The 15,656-nt window shown below is 70.2% G+C and carries 16 protein-coding genes and 1 pseudogene; 9 read left to right on the top strand and 8 right to left on the bottom strand.

Annotated elements, in window-relative coordinates:
• Positions 1-98: 98 nt before the first annotated feature.
• Positions 99-626, bottom strand: a complete 528-nt coding sequence (locus QA861_RS30790) for a nuclear transport factor 2 family protein (RefSeq protein ID WP_334591942.1) — start codon at positions 624-626, stop codon at positions 99-101.
• A gap of 90 nt (positions 627-716) precedes the next feature.
• Here QA861_RS30790 and QA861_RS30785 point away from each other — a divergent pair, with 90 nt between their 5' ends.
• Entirely contained in the window at positions 717-1,361 is a 645-nt protein-coding gene (locus QA861_RS30785; protein ID WP_334591941.1) for a DUF4291 domain-containing protein, read from the top strand.
• A gap of 28 nt (positions 1,362-1,389) precedes the next feature.
• Here the strand turns inward: QA861_RS30785 and QA861_RS30780 are convergent, their stop codons facing one another.
• The 3 genes from QA861_RS30780 to QA861_RS30770 all read right to left on the bottom strand — a co-directional run bounded on the left by QA861_RS30780 (position 1,390) and on the right by QA861_RS30770 (position 4,698).
• Positions 1,390-1,776, bottom strand: a complete 387-nt coding sequence (locus tag QA861_RS30780) for an Imm32 family immunity protein (RefSeq protein WP_334591940.1) — start codon at positions 1,774-1,776, stop codon at positions 1,390-1,392.
• Between the two features lie 116 nt (positions 1,777-1,892).
• Complete coding sequence (locus QA861_RS30775) at positions 1,893-3,953, bottom strand: restriction endonuclease (protein ID WP_334591939.1); 2,061 nt, start codon at positions 3,951-3,953, stop codon at positions 1,893-1,895.
• A 205-nt stretch (positions 3,954-4,158) separates the two neighbouring features.
• Positions 4,159-4,698, bottom strand: a complete 540-nt coding sequence (locus QA861_RS30770) for a DUF4328 domain-containing protein (RefSeq protein WP_334591938.1) — start codon at positions 4,696-4,698, stop codon at positions 4,159-4,161.
• A 358-nt stretch (positions 4,699-5,056) separates the two neighbouring features.
• Between QA861_RS30770 and QA861_RS30765 the strand changes: the two genes are divergently transcribed.
• Positions 5,057-5,800, top strand: coding sequence for an SDR family NAD(P)-dependent oxidoreductase (locus tag QA861_RS30765; protein ID WP_334591937.1), 744 nt, complete (start codon positions 5,057-5,059; stop codon positions 5,798-5,800).
• 96 nt (positions 5,801-5,896) lie between these two features.
• Here QA861_RS30765 and QA861_RS30760 read toward each other — a convergent pair whose 3' ends face one another.
• Positions 5,897-6,076, bottom strand: a complete 180-nt coding sequence (locus QA861_RS30760) for a hypothetical protein (RefSeq protein ID WP_044472873.1) — start codon at positions 6,074-6,076, stop codon at positions 5,897-5,899.
• A 194-nt stretch (positions 6,077-6,270) separates the two neighbouring features.
• Between QA861_RS30760 and QA861_RS30755 the strand changes: the two genes are divergently transcribed.
• A complete protein-coding gene (locus tag QA861_RS30755) occupies positions 6,271-6,903 on the top strand; it encodes a cupin domain-containing protein (RefSeq protein WP_334591936.1) in 633 nt (210 codons plus the stop codon).
• Between the two features lie 402 nt (positions 6,904-7,305).
• Here QA861_RS30755 and QA861_RS30750 read toward each other — a convergent pair.
• Positions 7,306-7,389, bottom strand: a pseudogene (locus QA861_RS30750) (DoxX family membrane protein); the annotation flags it as partial.
• Positions 7,390-7,706: 317 nt separating this feature from the next.
• Between QA861_RS30750 and QA861_RS30745 the strand changes: the two are divergent.
• On the top strand, positions 7,707-7,904 hold the full coding sequence (locus QA861_RS30745; RefSeq protein ID WP_334591935.1) for a hypothetical protein: 198 nt from the start codon (positions 7,707-7,709) through the stop codon (positions 7,902-7,904).
• A 211-nt stretch (positions 7,905-8,115) separates the two neighbouring features.
• Here QA861_RS30745 and QA861_RS30740 read toward each other — a convergent pair whose 3' ends face one another.
• Entirely contained in the window at positions 8,116-8,991 is an 876-nt protein-coding gene (locus tag QA861_RS30740; protein ID WP_334591934.1) for an undecaprenyl-diphosphate phosphatase, read from the bottom strand.
• Positions 8,992-9,342: 351 nt separating this feature from the next.
• On the opposite strand from QA861_RS30740, the gene QA861_RS30735 reads away from it, so the two are divergent.
• The 3 genes from QA861_RS30735 to QA861_RS30725 all read left to right on the top strand — a co-directional run bounded on the left by QA861_RS30735 (position 9,343) and on the right by QA861_RS30725 (position 12,250).
• Positions 9,343-10,590, top strand: coding sequence for a Gfo/Idh/MocA family protein (locus QA861_RS30735; protein ID WP_443041607.1), 1,248 nt, complete (start codon positions 9,343-9,345; stop codon positions 10,588-10,590).
• Complete coding sequence (locus QA861_RS30730; protein ID WP_334591933.1) at positions 10,587-11,522, top strand: DUF6807 domain-containing protein; 936 nt, start codon at positions 10,587-10,589, stop codon at positions 11,520-11,522. The genes QA861_RS30735 and QA861_RS30730 overlap by 4 nt, the downstream gene beginning before the upstream one ends.
• A 113-nt stretch (positions 11,523-11,635) precedes the next feature.
• A complete protein-coding gene (locus QA861_RS30725) occupies positions 11,636-12,250 on the top strand; it encodes a cupin domain-containing protein (protein WP_334594894.1) in 615 nt (204 codons plus the stop codon).
• A 49-nt stretch (positions 12,251-12,299) separates the two neighbouring features.
• Here the strand turns inward: QA861_RS30725 and QA861_RS30720 are convergent, their stop codons facing one another.
• Positions 12,300-13,085 (bottom strand): TVP38/TMEM64 family protein, encoded by a 786-nt coding sequence (locus QA861_RS30720; RefSeq protein WP_334591932.1) that lies wholly within the window; start codon positions 13,083-13,085, stop codon positions 12,300-12,302.
• Positions 13,086-13,540: 455 nt separating this feature from the next.
• Between QA861_RS30720 and tuf the strand changes: the two genes are divergently transcribed.
• Positions 13,541-14,710 carry an elongation factor Tu gene (gene tuf, locus QA861_RS30715; RefSeq protein ID WP_334591931.1) on the top strand — a complete coding sequence of 390 codons (1,170 nt, stop codon included), beginning with the start codon at positions 13,541-13,543 and terminating at the stop codon, positions 14,708-14,710.
• Between the two features lie 98 nt (positions 14,711-14,808).
• Positions 14,809-15,654: a spermidine synthase gene (locus QA861_RS30710; RefSeq protein ID WP_334591930.1), complete on the top strand. Its 846-nt coding sequence runs from the start codon at positions 14,809-14,811 to the stop codon at positions 15,652-15,654.
• Positions 15,655-15,656 lie beyond the last annotated feature (2 nt).

Raw genomic sequence — 15,656 nt, 5'->3', positions numbered from 1 at the left:
TGCGCGGTGCGGACGATCTCGGACCAGCAGGACTCCGGCCAGGAGCGGCGGATTCCTCGTACGGCGTACGGCGGCCGCTCCGGGCGCGGGGGAGACGGTCAGTCGGCGGCCGGTTCGGTGACGGGCTCGGCAGCCGGTTCCTTGTAAGGCGTCGGCATGCGGCGCCACTTCTCCTGAACGACCACTTCGCGCAACCGCCAGCCGTCCGCCGTACGGATCAGCTCGAAGGCGTACCGGCCACCGCACACGAAGTCGGGTGCGGTGGATCCGGCTCCAGAACCGGCTTCGCCGTCCCGGTCCGCGAGGCGCATGGGATTGACGTAGTCCGCCTGGACGCGGGCGGTGTCGCCGGTGTCCTGCTCCAGCATGCCGAAGTCGATCCGGCGGTTGACGATCAGATGCTGCCGCATCGGAAACAGTTCCATGCTCTGCCTGAGCCACCCGGCGACCTGCCGGGCGTCCCCCTCGATGCCCCCGGCCGAGCGGTAGTCCGCCCGCCCGTCCGGCGCGAACAGTTCCACGTACGCCTCCCAGTCGCCGTCGTCCACGGCCACCGCGTACGCGGTGACGAGTCCGTCGAGGGAGAGCCGGTCGATCACGGTCGCGAGCTCCACACGCTGCGTCATCGGCTCAGTGTTGGGCACGGGGCGGTCGCAGCCAAGGGAGACGCGGATATTCGGTGGTCGACGGGCGTGTCCGGCCCCGAAGCTGATCGGGTGAACCATCAGACAGCCGGCCTTTCCGGCCTCCCCCATTCGCAGGAGCCCGAGTTCCGCGTACGCGCCCGGCATACGGCGTCCACGGTGACCGTCTATCAGGCCTACCGCCCGGAGATCGGGCTCCCGGCGGCCCGCGACGGCCGCTTTCCGACGGAGTGGAAGCGGGACCGTATGACCTGGGTCAAACCGTCATTCCTGTGGATGATGTACCGCTGCGGGTGGGGCACCAAGGAAGGCCAGGAGTATGTCCTCGCGGTCGAGATCACCCGGGAGGGCTTCGAGTGGGCACTGCGACACTCCTGCCTGTCCTCCTATGAGCATGGACTCCACGCTGACCGTGCCACGTGGAAGCGCCAGTTGCAGCGGGCTCCTGCCCGGGTGCAGTGGGACCCCGAGCGCGACCTGCACCTTCAGCCGCTTGCCCACCGATCGCTACAGCTCGGCCTCGCCGGCGAAGCCGCACGCCTCTACGCCGACGAGTGGATCGTCTCCGTCGCCGATGTCACACCGCTGGCCCGTACGATCCACGCTCACGTGCGAGACGGAGAGCTCGACATCGCCCGGCAACTCCTGCCCCGGGAACGCCCCTACCCGGTGAGCGATGAGGTGATGACTCACCTGCACCCGCGCGGCGGCGCATGATCGCTCACTCCAGCGGCCGACCGTCCACTCACCTGGTCGGCATGCCCCCGTGCGGGCTGTTGACCACCAAGGGAACCGATCCTTCGGCGAGGTAGAAATGCCCGGGGAAGTAGTCGATGTGGAGGTGGCCGCCGTCCTCGGCAGTAGCCATGCTCTGCAAGTTCTCCGCGAGTGCTGCCCTGCTTGCCGGGTCACCGCTGATCATCAAAATCTGACGCTCGGTATCCCGGTGGACAAGGGCACCGGGGCCGGAGGTCCTTTTGACCCCGACCCCGGTCAGGGTGTCGCTGCCCGGTGCAGACGTGGCCCTGACCAGTCCCTCGCCCAGCGCTACAGCGTTCGCCAACCGCATCAGTTCCTCCGCGGAAGCGGTGAGATCCACTTCGCCGGACCTGGGGTCGGAGACCAGTCTCATGGGCCTCGCTCCTTCGAAATCGGACTCCTGAGATGCCTGTCGGCCACGATGGTCCGCCATGCGCCAAGGCCGGCAACGACGACCCGACCGGCGCAGCAGTGGAACCGTAAACCGATCTACTCCACCTCGATGCCGAAATCCTGCACGAGCTCCTCCAGGCCGCCCGTGTAGCCCTTGCCGCCCAGGACGAAGTCCCAGTCTCCGTTGGACCTTCGGCGGAAGGAACCGAGTACCAGGGCGGTTTCGCGTGGCCGGCCGTCGGAGACTTCAAGCTGCCCCAGCTCGTTCAGCGCCGGGTCGAGGAGGCGGATGCAGGCGTCCGTGAAACCGGAGAGGTCGGCGTCCGGGTTGACCTCTGGGTCGATGGCCGCGACGAGCACGAACCGGTCGGCCTCATCGGGCAATCCGTCGAAGGAGACACAGATCGCGGCCTTGTCAGGTGCGGCGGCCGGGAGAGCACGCACCGAGCCGTCCGGCGTCTGCGTGTTGTTGAAGAAGACGAAGTGCTCGTCACTCAGGACGCGGTTGCCACGGCAGACGAGAGCGCACACGTCCAGGGCGACGCTTCCGGTCCACGACATGCCCAGGACGTTGTAGTCGTCCGGGAGCCGAGGGGCCGGCACCGAGGGCGTGGGCTGTGTCCGGGTTTGGCGGCTGCCGTCACCGAGGCGCCCACGCAGCCCATGACGATGGAGCAGGTCCACGAGTTCGGGGCCCGAGATGAGTTCCAGCGGCTTGCCGTTGGCGAAGGTGTGCGAGCCGGGGCCGAACCCTGAAGTCGTGACGAGGACACCCTTGTTGGCACCGGCGTCCTGCACGGTTCCGTACAGGACGCGCACAGCGGTGGGCGGGACCGTGTTGCGATAGCGCTTCACCTGCACGACGATCTTGCCGCCGCGGATGGGCGTCGGATCCAGTGCGTCGACGTCCACACCGCCGTCGTTGGAACGCTGGGTGGTCACCGCCTGCATTCCCATGGCCCGGAAGAGACCGGCGACGAGATTCTCGAAGACGATCGGGTCCATCGTGAACAGATCCGGTTCCTCGTCGCTGCCGTGGGCGACAACTCGGTTCCCGACATCCTGTGGCCGCCTGCTCGGCCGCACCGCCACGAGTTGGTCCGGACGAGCCGACAGCTGTCCGCGCAGTGCTTCAGTCAGGCAGCTGCTCGCGTCGACCTGAGCCAGGTGCAGGTCACGGAACGAGGAGCGCGAGGCCATGACCGTCGCGAGGAAGATTTGGCCCGGTCGGCCCGTCGTAGGGTCGTGCCCGTCGACGAACCCGTTCAATGCCACTGATTCGAGCGCACCCAGCTCATCCGCGCTGAACAACTCGTGCAGAACGAGCAGCATGCACTGAGCCAGAACCTCGCTGTAGAGCGCACGGCGCTGGCCTGCTGGGCGGGGAGTCTCCTTGTCCTGGTCGACGCCGGACATGTACCGAACGGCCTTGGCCTCCGGCACGATGCTGTAGGCGGGCAGCTCCCAATCCAGCACCAGTTGTCGTCCTGCCGGGTCGTAGGCGGCTGCCACCTGACGTGGGAAACCTTCCGGCCACGCCGATGAGGCGTACAGGGCGGCGGAGAAGTACTCGATCACGGAATCGGGGTCCTGGCGCCTCACGCCTTCGCTTATCGCCCCGATGCCGGCGTTGTGCCGCCGCACATCGGCCAGTTGGACGTCGACCGACTGCTGGTACTCCCGCTGGTACGACGCCAGTTGTCGCTGTCGCTGAGACTCCGCGGCCTGGGCGGCCTGCCAGTCATGCTCGAAGCGCGCTCGTGCTTCGGCCTGTGCCTGCGCCCTGCGACTCGCGGTCCAGCCGCTCTGCGTCTGGTAGTGGCTGAAATCCGGCATGGGTACGGGCTGTGCCAATGACCCTGGAGCGAAGGGCTGAACCTCCTCGGCTCGCATGAGCGAGACAGCCCTGAAGGCCGGAGCCCGGCAACCCGAGGCGAGTAGACCCTGCAACGACGCGACCTGCGCGTCCAGTTCCCCGGTGCGGCGTAGAGCCTCCGCCTGCCGGTATTCGCGGTGGCTCTGGGCGGCTCGGCGTTGGTAGGCCCGGGTTTCCTGTTCGTGCTGTCTCCGTCGTCTGGCTTCGGCTTCCAGCTGGCGCTGTTGCTGCCGCTGCATCTCGGCCCAGACGCCGACGGAACCAGTAGAACGACGACTCATGTGCTGCAGGCCCTCCCCAGGACGGGGGCAGCCGAAAGGCACTTTGGTTGTCCCCGCAACCAGTTGTCACGAGTCGACTCTATCCAGCAATCACCGTCTCGCATATCCACTCGTCAAAGGGAGCCCGTTCAGGTCATCCCGGCAGGTCAACGTGACTGGAGGGTAACCAGGATCGTGCGGTGAGCAGAACCCGAACAGCCCTGGTTCAGGCCTGGGCGAGGGGTGCGGCGGGCATGGTGGCGGCGAGCGCGGAGCTCTGCATCTCCGTGACGCGTTCGATGACGAGGCCCAGCAGCACGGCCGCCGCGATCATGAATGTCTCCGCCGCCACGAGGAAGGCCATCGACCCCGGGGCCACCTGGGCCGCCGCCACGAGCACCAGCGTGTGGGAAACCCAGGCGACCCACCACAGGTTCACCAGTGTCGTGTTTCGCCGCTGCCCCCACGACGAGGAGCTTGCCCGCCCGATGTCGAGGATGAGCCGGCGCGGGACAAAGAGGTTGACCACCGGTATGAACCACACCCCTATGGTCCAGCCCGGGCTCGGGACCGAGGCCCGGGGGGACAACTCCTGGGCGTTGCGCCGGGACCGGGCGAGCCACACGAGGAACAGCACGATCGCGAGAGTCATCAGATAGAGGAAGACCATGGAGACGAAGGCCAACTTGTGGCTGGGCTCAACCGTGTCGTGCAGATGGAGATCCCGAACCGCCAGCGCGCGGAACACGTCCGCCAGGGCGGCCATCGCAATCGCAGCCTGCGCGGAGCGGGCAACGGCCCAGGGAGCTCTGCCGCCGACACTCGTCATTTTCTTGGCCTGTCTCGAAGGCATGTGTGGCCGCGGCGGACGCTGGGGCGGAGTGACCATACGGTCATGTGCGACCTGCGGCACGACGACATCCGCGAAGTGGCCCCCCCCGAGGACGTGACGACGTCGGCCAGCGAGGTTCATGGGCTCGTGCGGACAGGTGAACTGGTCCGTGCGGCCGGGCTGTGCCGGTGGAGCGGCCTTGTCCGCCCGACGAGGACATGCTCGCGCACCTGCGACCCTAGGGCGGGCGTGGAAGATCGGGTGCGGAGCGACGCGATACGGAGGTACGTCCATGAGCGGGGCATCGGTCACGGTGGTCACCGGAGGCAGTCGGGGGATCGGGGCCGCGACCTGTCTTCGGCTCGCGGCGGACGGTCATGACGTCGCGGTGGGGTATGTGCGGGACGGCCGGGCAGCCGAGTCGGTCGCGGCGGGGGTGCGGGACGTGGGAGGCCGGTGCGTGACCGTTCAGGTGGACACCTCTGTCGAGGCGGAGGTGGACCGGCTGTTCGACACGGTGGAGGAGCGGCTCGGGCCGGTCACGGGGCTGGTGAACAACGCCGGTGTGACCGGGCCACTGGGCAGGCTCGCCGACACGGACCCCGCCGATCTGCGGCGCGTCGTGGAGGTCAACCTGCTGGGCACGCTGCTGTGTTCGCGCCGGGCCGCGCGCTCCATGACGGCGCGGGCAACCGGCGTCATCGTGAACGTGTCCTCGGCGGCTGCCACTCTCGGCAGCCCCGGCGACTATGTGCACTACGCGGCGACCAAGGCGGCGGTCGACGCGCTCACCGTGGGCCTGGCGAAGGAACTCGGCCCGGACGGCATCCGCGTCAACGCGGTGGCGCCGGGCATCATCGACACCGAGATGCACGCGACGATGGGCGACCCGGGCCGCGCGGAACGAGCGGCCCCGGCGATTCCGCTCCGCCGGCCGGGGCTGGCCGGGGAAGTCGCGGCTGCCATCGCCTGGTTGATGTCCCCGGAGGCCTCGTACACGACGGGCGCGGTGCTACGGGTGTCGGGCGGTCGGTGACGCTGCGTCGCAGGGAGGGGGCGCGGGAGGGGGACGTAGGGGATCAGTGGTGCGGGGCGCTGGTGAGCGCCCCGCGCTCTTGCGTGGGCCTCGAGGTCAGGCGGCCTCGATGATCTCGCCGCGTATCGCTGCGGCCCACTTGACCACCAACAGCTCGTACTCCTCGCGCTCTTGGGCCGAGAGGGTTCCGCCCGCGCGGAGCCAGAGCGCACGGATCTGCTCGTTCAGCACAGCGGCAGACCGCACGGAACCAGGGGCCAGGGAATCGGGGGACATGCGCACCAGCGTAGGGGCAAGGACTGACACTGCGCTACCAAGTGGCTACTCGTCCGGTATGCGGTTGGTCACGGTCGGATGATCGTCCGCCGCGGTCGCCGGCCGCCGGTCGTGGGGTCCCAGTTCGACGACTCGGCCGCGTGCGGGCTCAGGGCGCCCGTCGCCACCAGGGCGATGATCACGATGCCGAGGGCATGGACGTGCTCGCCGACGTACTCGCCGCCACCGGCTTCAGGGGCGTGCTGCTCGCCCAGCTGCGGTCGTCCGGATCCGGCTGGGGCTGTGCCGTGGACCGGCTGGGTACCGCGGGGTTCCATGTCATCGCCGAGGGCGTCTGCTGGCTGCGGACCGGTGAGGCGCCAGCGGTGCAGCTGGTGTCCGGGGACGTGGTGCTGTTGCCGCGCGGCACGCCGCACCGGCTGCTGGGGGCCCCTGACGAAGAGGCTCTCCCGTATGCGGAGTTGGAGGCCGCTCACCCGCCGGACGGGGAGGGCGTGGTCGACCTCGGCGGGGCCGGGCCCGTCCTGCGGGTGGTGTGCGGCAAGTTCCACTACGCCGGCAATATCGACGGGCATCCGCTGCTGTCGGCGCTGCCGGAGGTCATCCATGTGCCCGGCATGAGCGCCGACCCCCACTTGCAGGATGTCGTCCGGATCCTCGCCACCGAGACGGCGGGCGGGCAGCCCGGCTCCCGGGCAGTGGCCACCCGTCTGACCGAGGTGCTCTTCGTGCTCGCGATCCGCGCCTGGATCGAACGGGCCGATACCGCCACCGAGACGGGACCGTCCTGGCTGACCGCCCTGCGCGACCCGCGCAGTGAGGGTTGATTCGGCCGATGGCCGCGAAGAGCACAGGTGCGGACCGACCGGCTCTTCCTCGGCGGCGATGTGGAACAGCCTCGGTGTGCGGGGGTCGCCCTCTTTGTGTGAACGTGGTGCCCGAGACCGGGGATCACTCTGCCCTCCGCTCGTGCCGAGCGCACGGAGGCGAGGGCCAGTTCGTCCCAGTCCGCCTCGTCGGTCGGGGGGCCATCCCGCGCTGTCGACAGGGCGTCGTGGAGGAACCTGCCGCAGTCCTCGGTCACGCCGAGGAAGCGTGAGCCGCCGCCCAGGAGCCCGGCGGCGAGGGCGCCCTGGACCGAGTCGGGCGCCGACAGGTACGTCAGCCTGGTCGTGATCGAAGCCCCACCGGTCGAAGACGGCGGCGGTCCCGGCCCGCCCGGCACCGCCGAACCAGCCGAACAGTTTCTCGGTGCCGTGGCCGAACAGCAGCGCGGCGAGCAGCAGCCGCAGCAGGAGCAGCCCGAGATTCACGGCTGCGGCTCGTCCGTCGTCCGGGGCTGGAGCACGAAATCGAACTCGGCGCGCAGGTACGGCTCGTCGATGGTGGCGCCGTCAGGGGAGGCCCCCTCGCCCCGCCGTCCCCGGATTGGCGCGCCACTGGTAGCGATCGGTTTACTGCGCTTACAGGCGCCGTGAGCCCAGAACCCGCCTTCGAAGATGTAGTCACTCCAACGCATGGGGAGATGACCGCCTGGGCCTACGTACCCTCGGAGTGTTGCCCCCGGTCTCCCAGGACTGGGGCATCCTCGCGACACGCCGGCTCGCTATTCGAGCTGGAGGCCGCGACGGTGACCGGCCCGCGGGTCGGTCTGCATGAGCGCCTTGAACGGCCCGTACGGCAACGTGTGAAGGACGTGGAGGGGCGCCTCGGCCGGCTCACCCTCACGGCCGCCGCCGCGCTGGACGACCTCACCGGCGACGCCTGGGACACGGTGGACGAGGGTGCATTTCCTTGTGGAGAGGGCCGCGGCCTAGACCCGACATGAACCTCAGCTGACCCGCTCTACCCTCTGTATGGAAGGGCCCGCACGGCAAGCCGTGCGGGCCCTTCCGTGTCATCCCGGCTTTGCGGACGCACGCGCCCTGGGGGGAGTGCGTCCCGCCTCCCAGGTGGGAGACGAGTGGGAGATGATCATGGCGTGGTGATGCAATCAGGCGCTAGGAAATGCTAGATGGTGCTACATGTGTGGCCCGGGATCAGGACCCGGACTCCGCCGCGTGGGGGCTCAGCGCACCCGTCGTGACCAGGGCGATGATGACGATGCCGAGCGCGATGCGGTAGTAGACGAACGGCATGAAGCTCTTGTGCGAGATGAACTTCATGAACCATGCGATGACCGCGTAGCCGACCCCGAAGGCGATCACCGTCGCGAACGCCGTCGGGCCCCAGGAGACATGGCCGCCCTCCGACGCGTCCTTGAGTTCGAACACGCCCGAGGCGAGCACGGCAGGCATGGCCAGCAGGAAGGAGTAGCGGGCCGCCGCCTCACGGGTGTAGCCCATGAACAGACCGCCACTGATGGTCGCGCCGGACCGGGAGACACCGGGGACCAGCGCCATCGCCTGGCACAGACCGTAGATCAGACCGTCCCGTACGCCCAGGTCCTTCAGGCCCTTGCGTTCCTTGGCCGCCCGGTGCTTCCCGCCGGTCTCGTCGCGTGCCGCGAGCCGGTCGGCGACGCCGATGACGACGCCCATCACGATCAGCATCGTCGCGGTGATCCGCAGATCCCGGAACGGCCCCTCGATCTGGTCCTTGAGCGTGACCCCGAGGACGCCGATCGGAATCGAGCCCACGATCACCAGCCAGCCCATCTGGGCATCGTGGTCGCTGCGCATCGCCTTGTTGGTGAGCGAGCGGAACCACGCCGAGAGGATCCGCGCGACATCCTTGCGGAAGTAGATCAGCACCGCGGCTTCCGTACCCAGCTGCGTGATCGCTGTGAAGGCGGCACCCGGGTCCTTCCAGCCGGAGAACGCGGCCGTCAGGCGCAGATGCGCACTGGAGGAGACGGGAAGGAACTCGGTCAGCCCCTGGACGAGTCCGAGGATGAGGGATTCAAACCAAGACATGAAGTTACGTGGTCCAAGCGCTGATCGTGGAAGGGCCGACGGACACACCCGGCGCCGCGCGCGAACGCTCGAAGAACGGCGGAGAGCAGGTGTGTTGGGGGCAGCCTAGCGGCCTCCGGCGACAGGCCGAGCACGGGGGCCGGAGTCAAGGGGTGGTAAAGGGCGGGGCTCGCCCGGTGGCCCGCACCGCACCATCCACCCCGTGGACACTCCCGACGCGGTGTTGACCGGCCGCTCGGACGGAACATACGTTGCCAGCGAAGAGTAAGCGCTTGCTGCCCCCGGAGGTCCGGAGTCATCACGCGTTGGCCCACGTCAGGCATCGCGTCCGATGGAGCGTTGATCACGCACATGACCACACCCGCACCCCGCCCCGGCACCTCTCCCGCCGACCCTCCCGCCGGCCGTATGCCGCAGGCCTCACTCGCTCCGCTCCCGCCGCTCACCGGCCGCCGTATCCGGGCCGCCGTCATCGGGGCGGGCGCCATCGGACGCGGGTCACATCTGCCGGCGCTCGCCCAGCTGGCCGACGAGGGCGAGACGGAGGTCGTCGCCGCCGTCGACATCAACGCCGACGCGGTCGAGGCGTTCTGCGGGGAGAGCGGGATTCCGCACGCGTACACCGACCTGGAACAGATGCTCCGGGAACAGCGGCCCGACCTGGTCACCATCTGTACGCCGCCCACCCTGCACCGCGAGCAGACCGTGGCCGCGCTGCGCGCCGGGGCCTGGGTCTGGTGCGAGAAGCCGCCGGTGCCGACGCTCGCCGACTTCGACGCCATCGAGGCGGAGGAGGGGCTCGGGGGCGGACCGTACGCCTCGATCGTCTTCCAGCACCGCTTCGGCTCCGCCTCCACCCATGTACGGCGGCTGCTCGCCGAGGGCGTCCTGGGCCGGCCGCTCGTGGCGCACTGCCAGACCACCTGGTACCGCGACACCGCCTACTACGCCGTTCCCTGGCGCGGACGCTGGCAGACCGAGGGCGGCGGGCCCGCCATGGGGCACGGCATCCACCAGATGGATCTGCTGCTCGATCTGCTCGGGCCGTGGAGCGAGGTGCGGGGAATGGCCGGACGGCTCGTCCACGACGTCGAGACCGAGGACGTGTCCACCGCGCTCGTCCGGTTCGCGAACGGCGCGCTGGGGACCGTCGTCAACAGTGTGCTCAGCCCCGACGAGGTCAGCCGTATCCGCATCGACTGCGAGCGCGCCACCGTCGAACTCACCCATCTGTACGGGCACTCCAACGCGAACTGGACCATCACCCCGGCGCCGGACGTGCCGGAGGCCGAGGTCGCCGCCTGGCGTGACTTCGGGGCGGACGTGCCCAGTTCGCACCTCGCGCAGCTGCGTGAACTGGTCGCCAGCATGCGCGCCGGCGAACGGCCGCGCAGCAGCGGGGCGGACGGGCGGACCAGCCTGGAACTGATCACCGCGCTGTACAAGTCCGCGTTCACGGACACGACCGTCAAGGCGGGCGACATCGGGCCCGGCGACCCCTACTACGCCGCGCTGCACGGCGGTGCGCCCGGCTGGGCGCCCACGACCGGCGACGATGGTGCCATGTCCGGTTCCGCTACCGAGGAGGCGTCCGCGTGACCACGTCCGAGGACCTGCGCGTCGTCCACGCGCACGGTGACCGCATCACCGTGACCGAACCCGTCACCGGGGTCGAGCTGTTCAGCTACGTGTACGGGGCGGAGGCGGCCTGGGAGGCGCCGAAGCCGTATCTGCACCCGATCCGGACGCTCGCCGGAAACGTTGTCACCGACTACCGGCCCAACGACCACCGCTGGCACAAGGGCCTCCAGCTGACGGCCTCGCACCTGTCGGGGTCGAACCTGTGGGGCGGCAACTCGTACGTCCACGGCGAGGGATATCTCGCCCTCCCCGAGCGCGTCGGCTCGATGGCCCACGTCGGCTTCGACGAGGTCGCCTCGGACGCGGGCCGGGTCGTCATCGCGGAGCGGCTCACCTGGCACCCGTACAACGGGGAGCTGTGGGCGGAGGAGTCACGGCGGGTCGAGGTGCACGACGTCGACCCGACGGCGGGTTCCTGGGCGCTGACCTGGACGAGCGCGATCACCAACCGGCGTGACGAGCCGCTGCTCTTCGGCAGCCCGACCACCGCCGGCCGCGAGGCGGCGGGCTACACCGGCCTCTTCTGGCGCGGCCCGCGCGCCTTCCGGGACGGGCGCGTCCTCGGCCCCGACACCGAGGGACCCGGCCTGATGGGCGCGCAGGCGCCGTGGCTGGCGTACTCCGGCGAGTTCGACGGCGCCGACGGCCACGCCACGCTGGTCTTCGCACACGCGCCCGAGAACGACCATCTGGGGACCGAGGGAGCCCATCCGGCCCACTGGTTCGTGCGCAACGAGCCGTTCGCCGCCGTCGCTCCCTCCTGGGCCTTCTACGACGAACTGGAGCTCGCGCCCGGGGACACGCTCACCCGCCGCTACCGGATCGTGGTCGCCGACGGGGAGTGGGAGCGCGAAGGCGTCGCCAAGTACCTGGAGGAGCACCCGTGGTGAACGCGGCACCCGGCGCCGCGGCCTTCGCCGGGCTCCCCGGCGGCGTCGCCGTCTCGCACCTGTCCGTCTACGACTGGCCGGCCGTCGACGGGGTGTGCGGCGGAACTCCCCATATGCACCTGACCTGTTCGGAGGCGTACGTCGTCACGGGAGGGCGGGGAGCGGTCCAGACGCTCACGACGTCCGGGTACGAGGTGACGCCGCTCGCGCCCGGTACGGTCGCCTGGTTCACGCCGGGCACGATCCACCGGCTGGTCAACGAGGACGAACTGCGCATCACCGTCCTCATGCAGAACAGCGGGCTGCCGGAGGCGGGTGACGCCGTGCTCACGCTGCCGCCGTCGTACCTGGCCGACCCGGAGACGTACGCCGCCGCGACCCTGATCCCGGCCGACGCGCCCGTCGCCGAGCAGGAGCGGGTCGCCCGGGCGCGGCGCGACCTCGCCCTTGAGGGGTACCGGGCGCTGCGGGACGCGGAGGGGCCTCAGGCGCTGGCCGCGTTCCACGAGGCGGCGGCAGCTCTCGTACGGCCCCGGCTCGCCGACTGGCGCGAGCGCTGGCGGCGCGGTGCCGAGGCGGCGGCCACGGCGACGGGCGCTCAGCTCGACCGGCTGGAACGGGGCGACACCTCCCACCTCGCGGAGGCCGTCGTACGGGCCGAACAGCCCTCGGCACACGGGAAGTTCGGGATGTGCGGGCGGCTGGACGTGTACAGGGGCACCCCTTGAGAGGGGCACCTCTCAAGGGGTGATGCGTACGTGGCTTCCGGGCCTGGAGTCAGTGCCCGCGCAGGTGGTGGCGCTTGCGCCAGGCCACCACGGCGCCCGCCACGGCCGGTACGGCGATGAAGGCCATCGCGATCAGGAAGGCGGGGGAGGTCGGCGACGAGGCGCGGGCCCCCGCGACGACGTACGCGGCGGTGTTCGGAACGGATCCGAGTGCCGTCGCCAGCAGGAACGGCAGCCAGCCCATGCGGGAGACGGCGGCGCAGTAGTTGGCGGCCCAGAAGGGCACCCCGGGAAACAGTCTCGCCGCCATCATGGAGCGGAAGCCGTGCCGGCTGAGCTGGCCGTCCGCCGCCTGGAGCCAGCGGGCGCGCAGCAGCGGGCGCAGCGCGTCCTGACCGAGGACGCGGCCCAGGCCGAAGGCGAGCCCGGCACCCAGGACCGTCCCCCCGAGAGCGGCGGCGAGGCCCAGCTGGGAACCGAACAGGGCGCCCGCCGCGAGGTTCAGCAGTGGACGCGGCACGAACGCCACGGTGCACAGTCCGTACGCCGCTCCGAAGAGCACCGCCGCCGCGGCCCCGCCGACCTGGGGTGGCCAGCCGTCGGCCAGCAGCCGCTGGGGCTCGAAGAGCAGGACACACGACGCCGCGGCACCGAGCAGAAGAACAAGGAGCGACAGCCGCGACCACGGTGAGAGCAGTGCTCTCGTGCAGCGCGCGGCGAGGCCGCCGGGCGGGGCTACGACGATCACGGCAGGGGAGAGCGGGGAGAGCTCCGAGGCGATGGCCGGGGGAGTGGCCGTGGCGGTGCCCCCAGAGCGGGTGGTGGCATCGAGCATTCGGCGAGATTATCCGAGGAGTGTGTGTGATCGCCGTATGGATCGTCTCAACGGGGGAACAACCGGGGACACGACCGGCGCGCCAGGTGACACGTGCCTCCGTACCCTGCACGAACACCACGCCGTGACATGCGCCACTGCCGCGGGCGTTCCCGCGCTCGCGAAGCTCCCGGCGCCCGAAAACCATTCGACGCGCGATGACGCGTCGGCGATGATCGGCCTCATGTTCCGGTACGCCTTCCTCCTCGCAGCGTCCGCAGTCGCGGATGCCCCGAAGGCTGCCGTCCCGATCCTCGTGGCCGCAGTCGACGGCGCTCGAAGCTGACCCTTCCCGGATCGTCCGGCGGACCCCGTAGGGGGAGGGTCGGCGAACTTCCTCGGGGTCCCCGTCCTGGCCGCTTTCTCCGCGCCGGGACCTTCACTCAGTACCGCTGAAGAGGCTTCGAGGTACCGCCATGTCCAAGACGGCATACATCCGCACGAAACCGCATCTCAACATCGGCACGATGGGTCACGTCGACCACGGGAAGACCACCCTGACCGCCGCCATCACCAAGGTGCTCGCAGAGCGCGGCTCCGGCACGTTCGTCCCGTTCGACCGGATCGACCGTGCCCCGGAGGAGGCCGCGCGGGGCATCACCATCAACATCGCGCACGTGGAGTACGAGACCGACACCCGGCACTACGCGCACGTCGACATGCCGGGTCACGCCGACTACGTCAAGAACATGGTCACCGGGGCCGCGCAGCTCGACGGGGCGATCCTCGTCGTCTCGGCGCTCGACGGGATCATGCCGCAGACCGCCGAACACGTCCTGCTGGCCCGGCAGGTGGGCGTCGACCACATCGTGGTCGCCATCAACAAGGCCGACGCGGGCGACGAGGAGCTGACGGACCTCGTGGAGCTGGAGGTCCGCGAACTCCTCACCGCGCAGGGCTACGGCGGCGACGCGGTGCCCGTCGTACGGGTGTCGGGGCTGAAGGCGCTCGAAGGCGACCCCCGCTGGACCGCGTCGATCGACGCGCTGCTCGACGCGGTGGACACCTATGTGCCCGTCCCCGAGCGGTACGTGGACTCGCCGTTCCTGTTGCCCGTGGAGAACGTGCTCACCATCACCGGCCGGGGGACGGTGGTCACGGGCGCGGTCGAGCGCGGCACCGTCCGGGTGGGCGACCGGATCGAGGTGCTCGGCGCGGACGTGGAGACCGTGGTCACCGGCGTGGAGACCTTCGGCAAGCCGATGGAGGAGGCGCAGGCCGGGGACAGCGTGGCGCTGCTGCTGCGCGGAGTGCCGCGCGACGCGGTCCGACGCGGGCACGTTGTCGCGGCGCCGGGCAGTGTGGTGCCTCGGCGGCGGTTCTCGGCGCAGGTGTATGTGCTGTCCGCTCGCGAGGGTGGGCGTACGACACCCGTCTCCACGGGATACCGGCCGCAGTTCTACATCCGGACCGCGGATGTCGTGGGTGACGTGCACCTCGGTGAGGTGGCTGTCGCGCGGCCCGGGGAGACGGTCACGATGACCGTCGAGCTGGGGCGTGAGGTGCCGTTGGAGGCGGGGCTCGGGTTCGCCATCCGTGAGGGTGGGCGGACCGTGGGGGCGGGGACCGTGACCGCCGTGGAGTGAGGGTGGCTGGGGTGCGTGGGAGGCTGCCGGGCCGTTGTGGCTGGTCGCGCAGTTCCCCGCGCCCCTTCGCGGCGCTGCACGACAGGCACAATTGAGAGGTGACCGACTCGATACCCGTTGCCCGTGCCGTCGATCATGGGTTCGCCAAGCTGATGCCGGATGTCGACCGTGAGCGTGCCTGGCTGCTCACGGTCGACGGGGCGCCCCAGTCGTACGTGGATCTGGACGAGCCGACGTATCTGGAGTTCGAGTACGCGCGTCGGCTCGGGCATGTCCTGGACACCGTCGCGGAGCCGGGGCGGGCGCTGGACGTGCTGCACCTCGGTGGTGGCGCGCTCACCCTGCCCCGGTACGTCGCCGTGACCCGGCCCGGTTCCCGGCAGGACGTCGTCGAGGCCGACCGCGGGCTGCTCGACCTGGTCGTCGAACACCTTCCGCTCCCCGCCGACGCGGGCATCGCCCTGCACGCGGCCGACGCCCGCGCCTGGCTCGAAGCCGCCCCCGACGACTGTGCCGATGTGCTTGTCGCCGACGTGTTCGGCGGCTCACGTGTTCCGGCGCACCTGACCTCCCTGACGTACGCCGAAGAGGCCGAGCGGGTGCTGCGCGCTGACGGCGTCTACCTCGCCAACCTGGCCGACGCCGCGCCCTTCGCCTTTCTGCGCTCCCAACTCGCCACGTTCTCAGCGGTGTTCGAGCATCTTGCGATGATCGCCGAGCCGGGTGTCCTGCGGGGCCGGCGCTTCGGCAACGCGGTGCTCGTCGCCGCGCACCGCCCTCTCGATCCGGCGGTCCTGGCCCGCCGTGTCGCCTCCGACGCCTTCCCGGCCCGCCTCGAACACGGGCCCGCGCTAAGGGAGTTCATCGGGGGCGCCGCACCTGTCCGCGACGAGGAGGCGGTGCCGTCACCGGTGCCGCCACAGGGGGCGTTCGGGATCGGGTGAGG

This window comes from Streptomyces sp. B21-083 (assembly GCF_036898825.1).
Classification (GTDB): domain Bacteria; phylum Actinomycetota; class Actinomycetes; order Streptomycetales; family Streptomycetaceae; genus Streptomyces.
The sequence above is the reverse complement of the archived record's forward strand: the minus strand, read 5'-3'. Positions and strand labels throughout refer to the sequence as shown.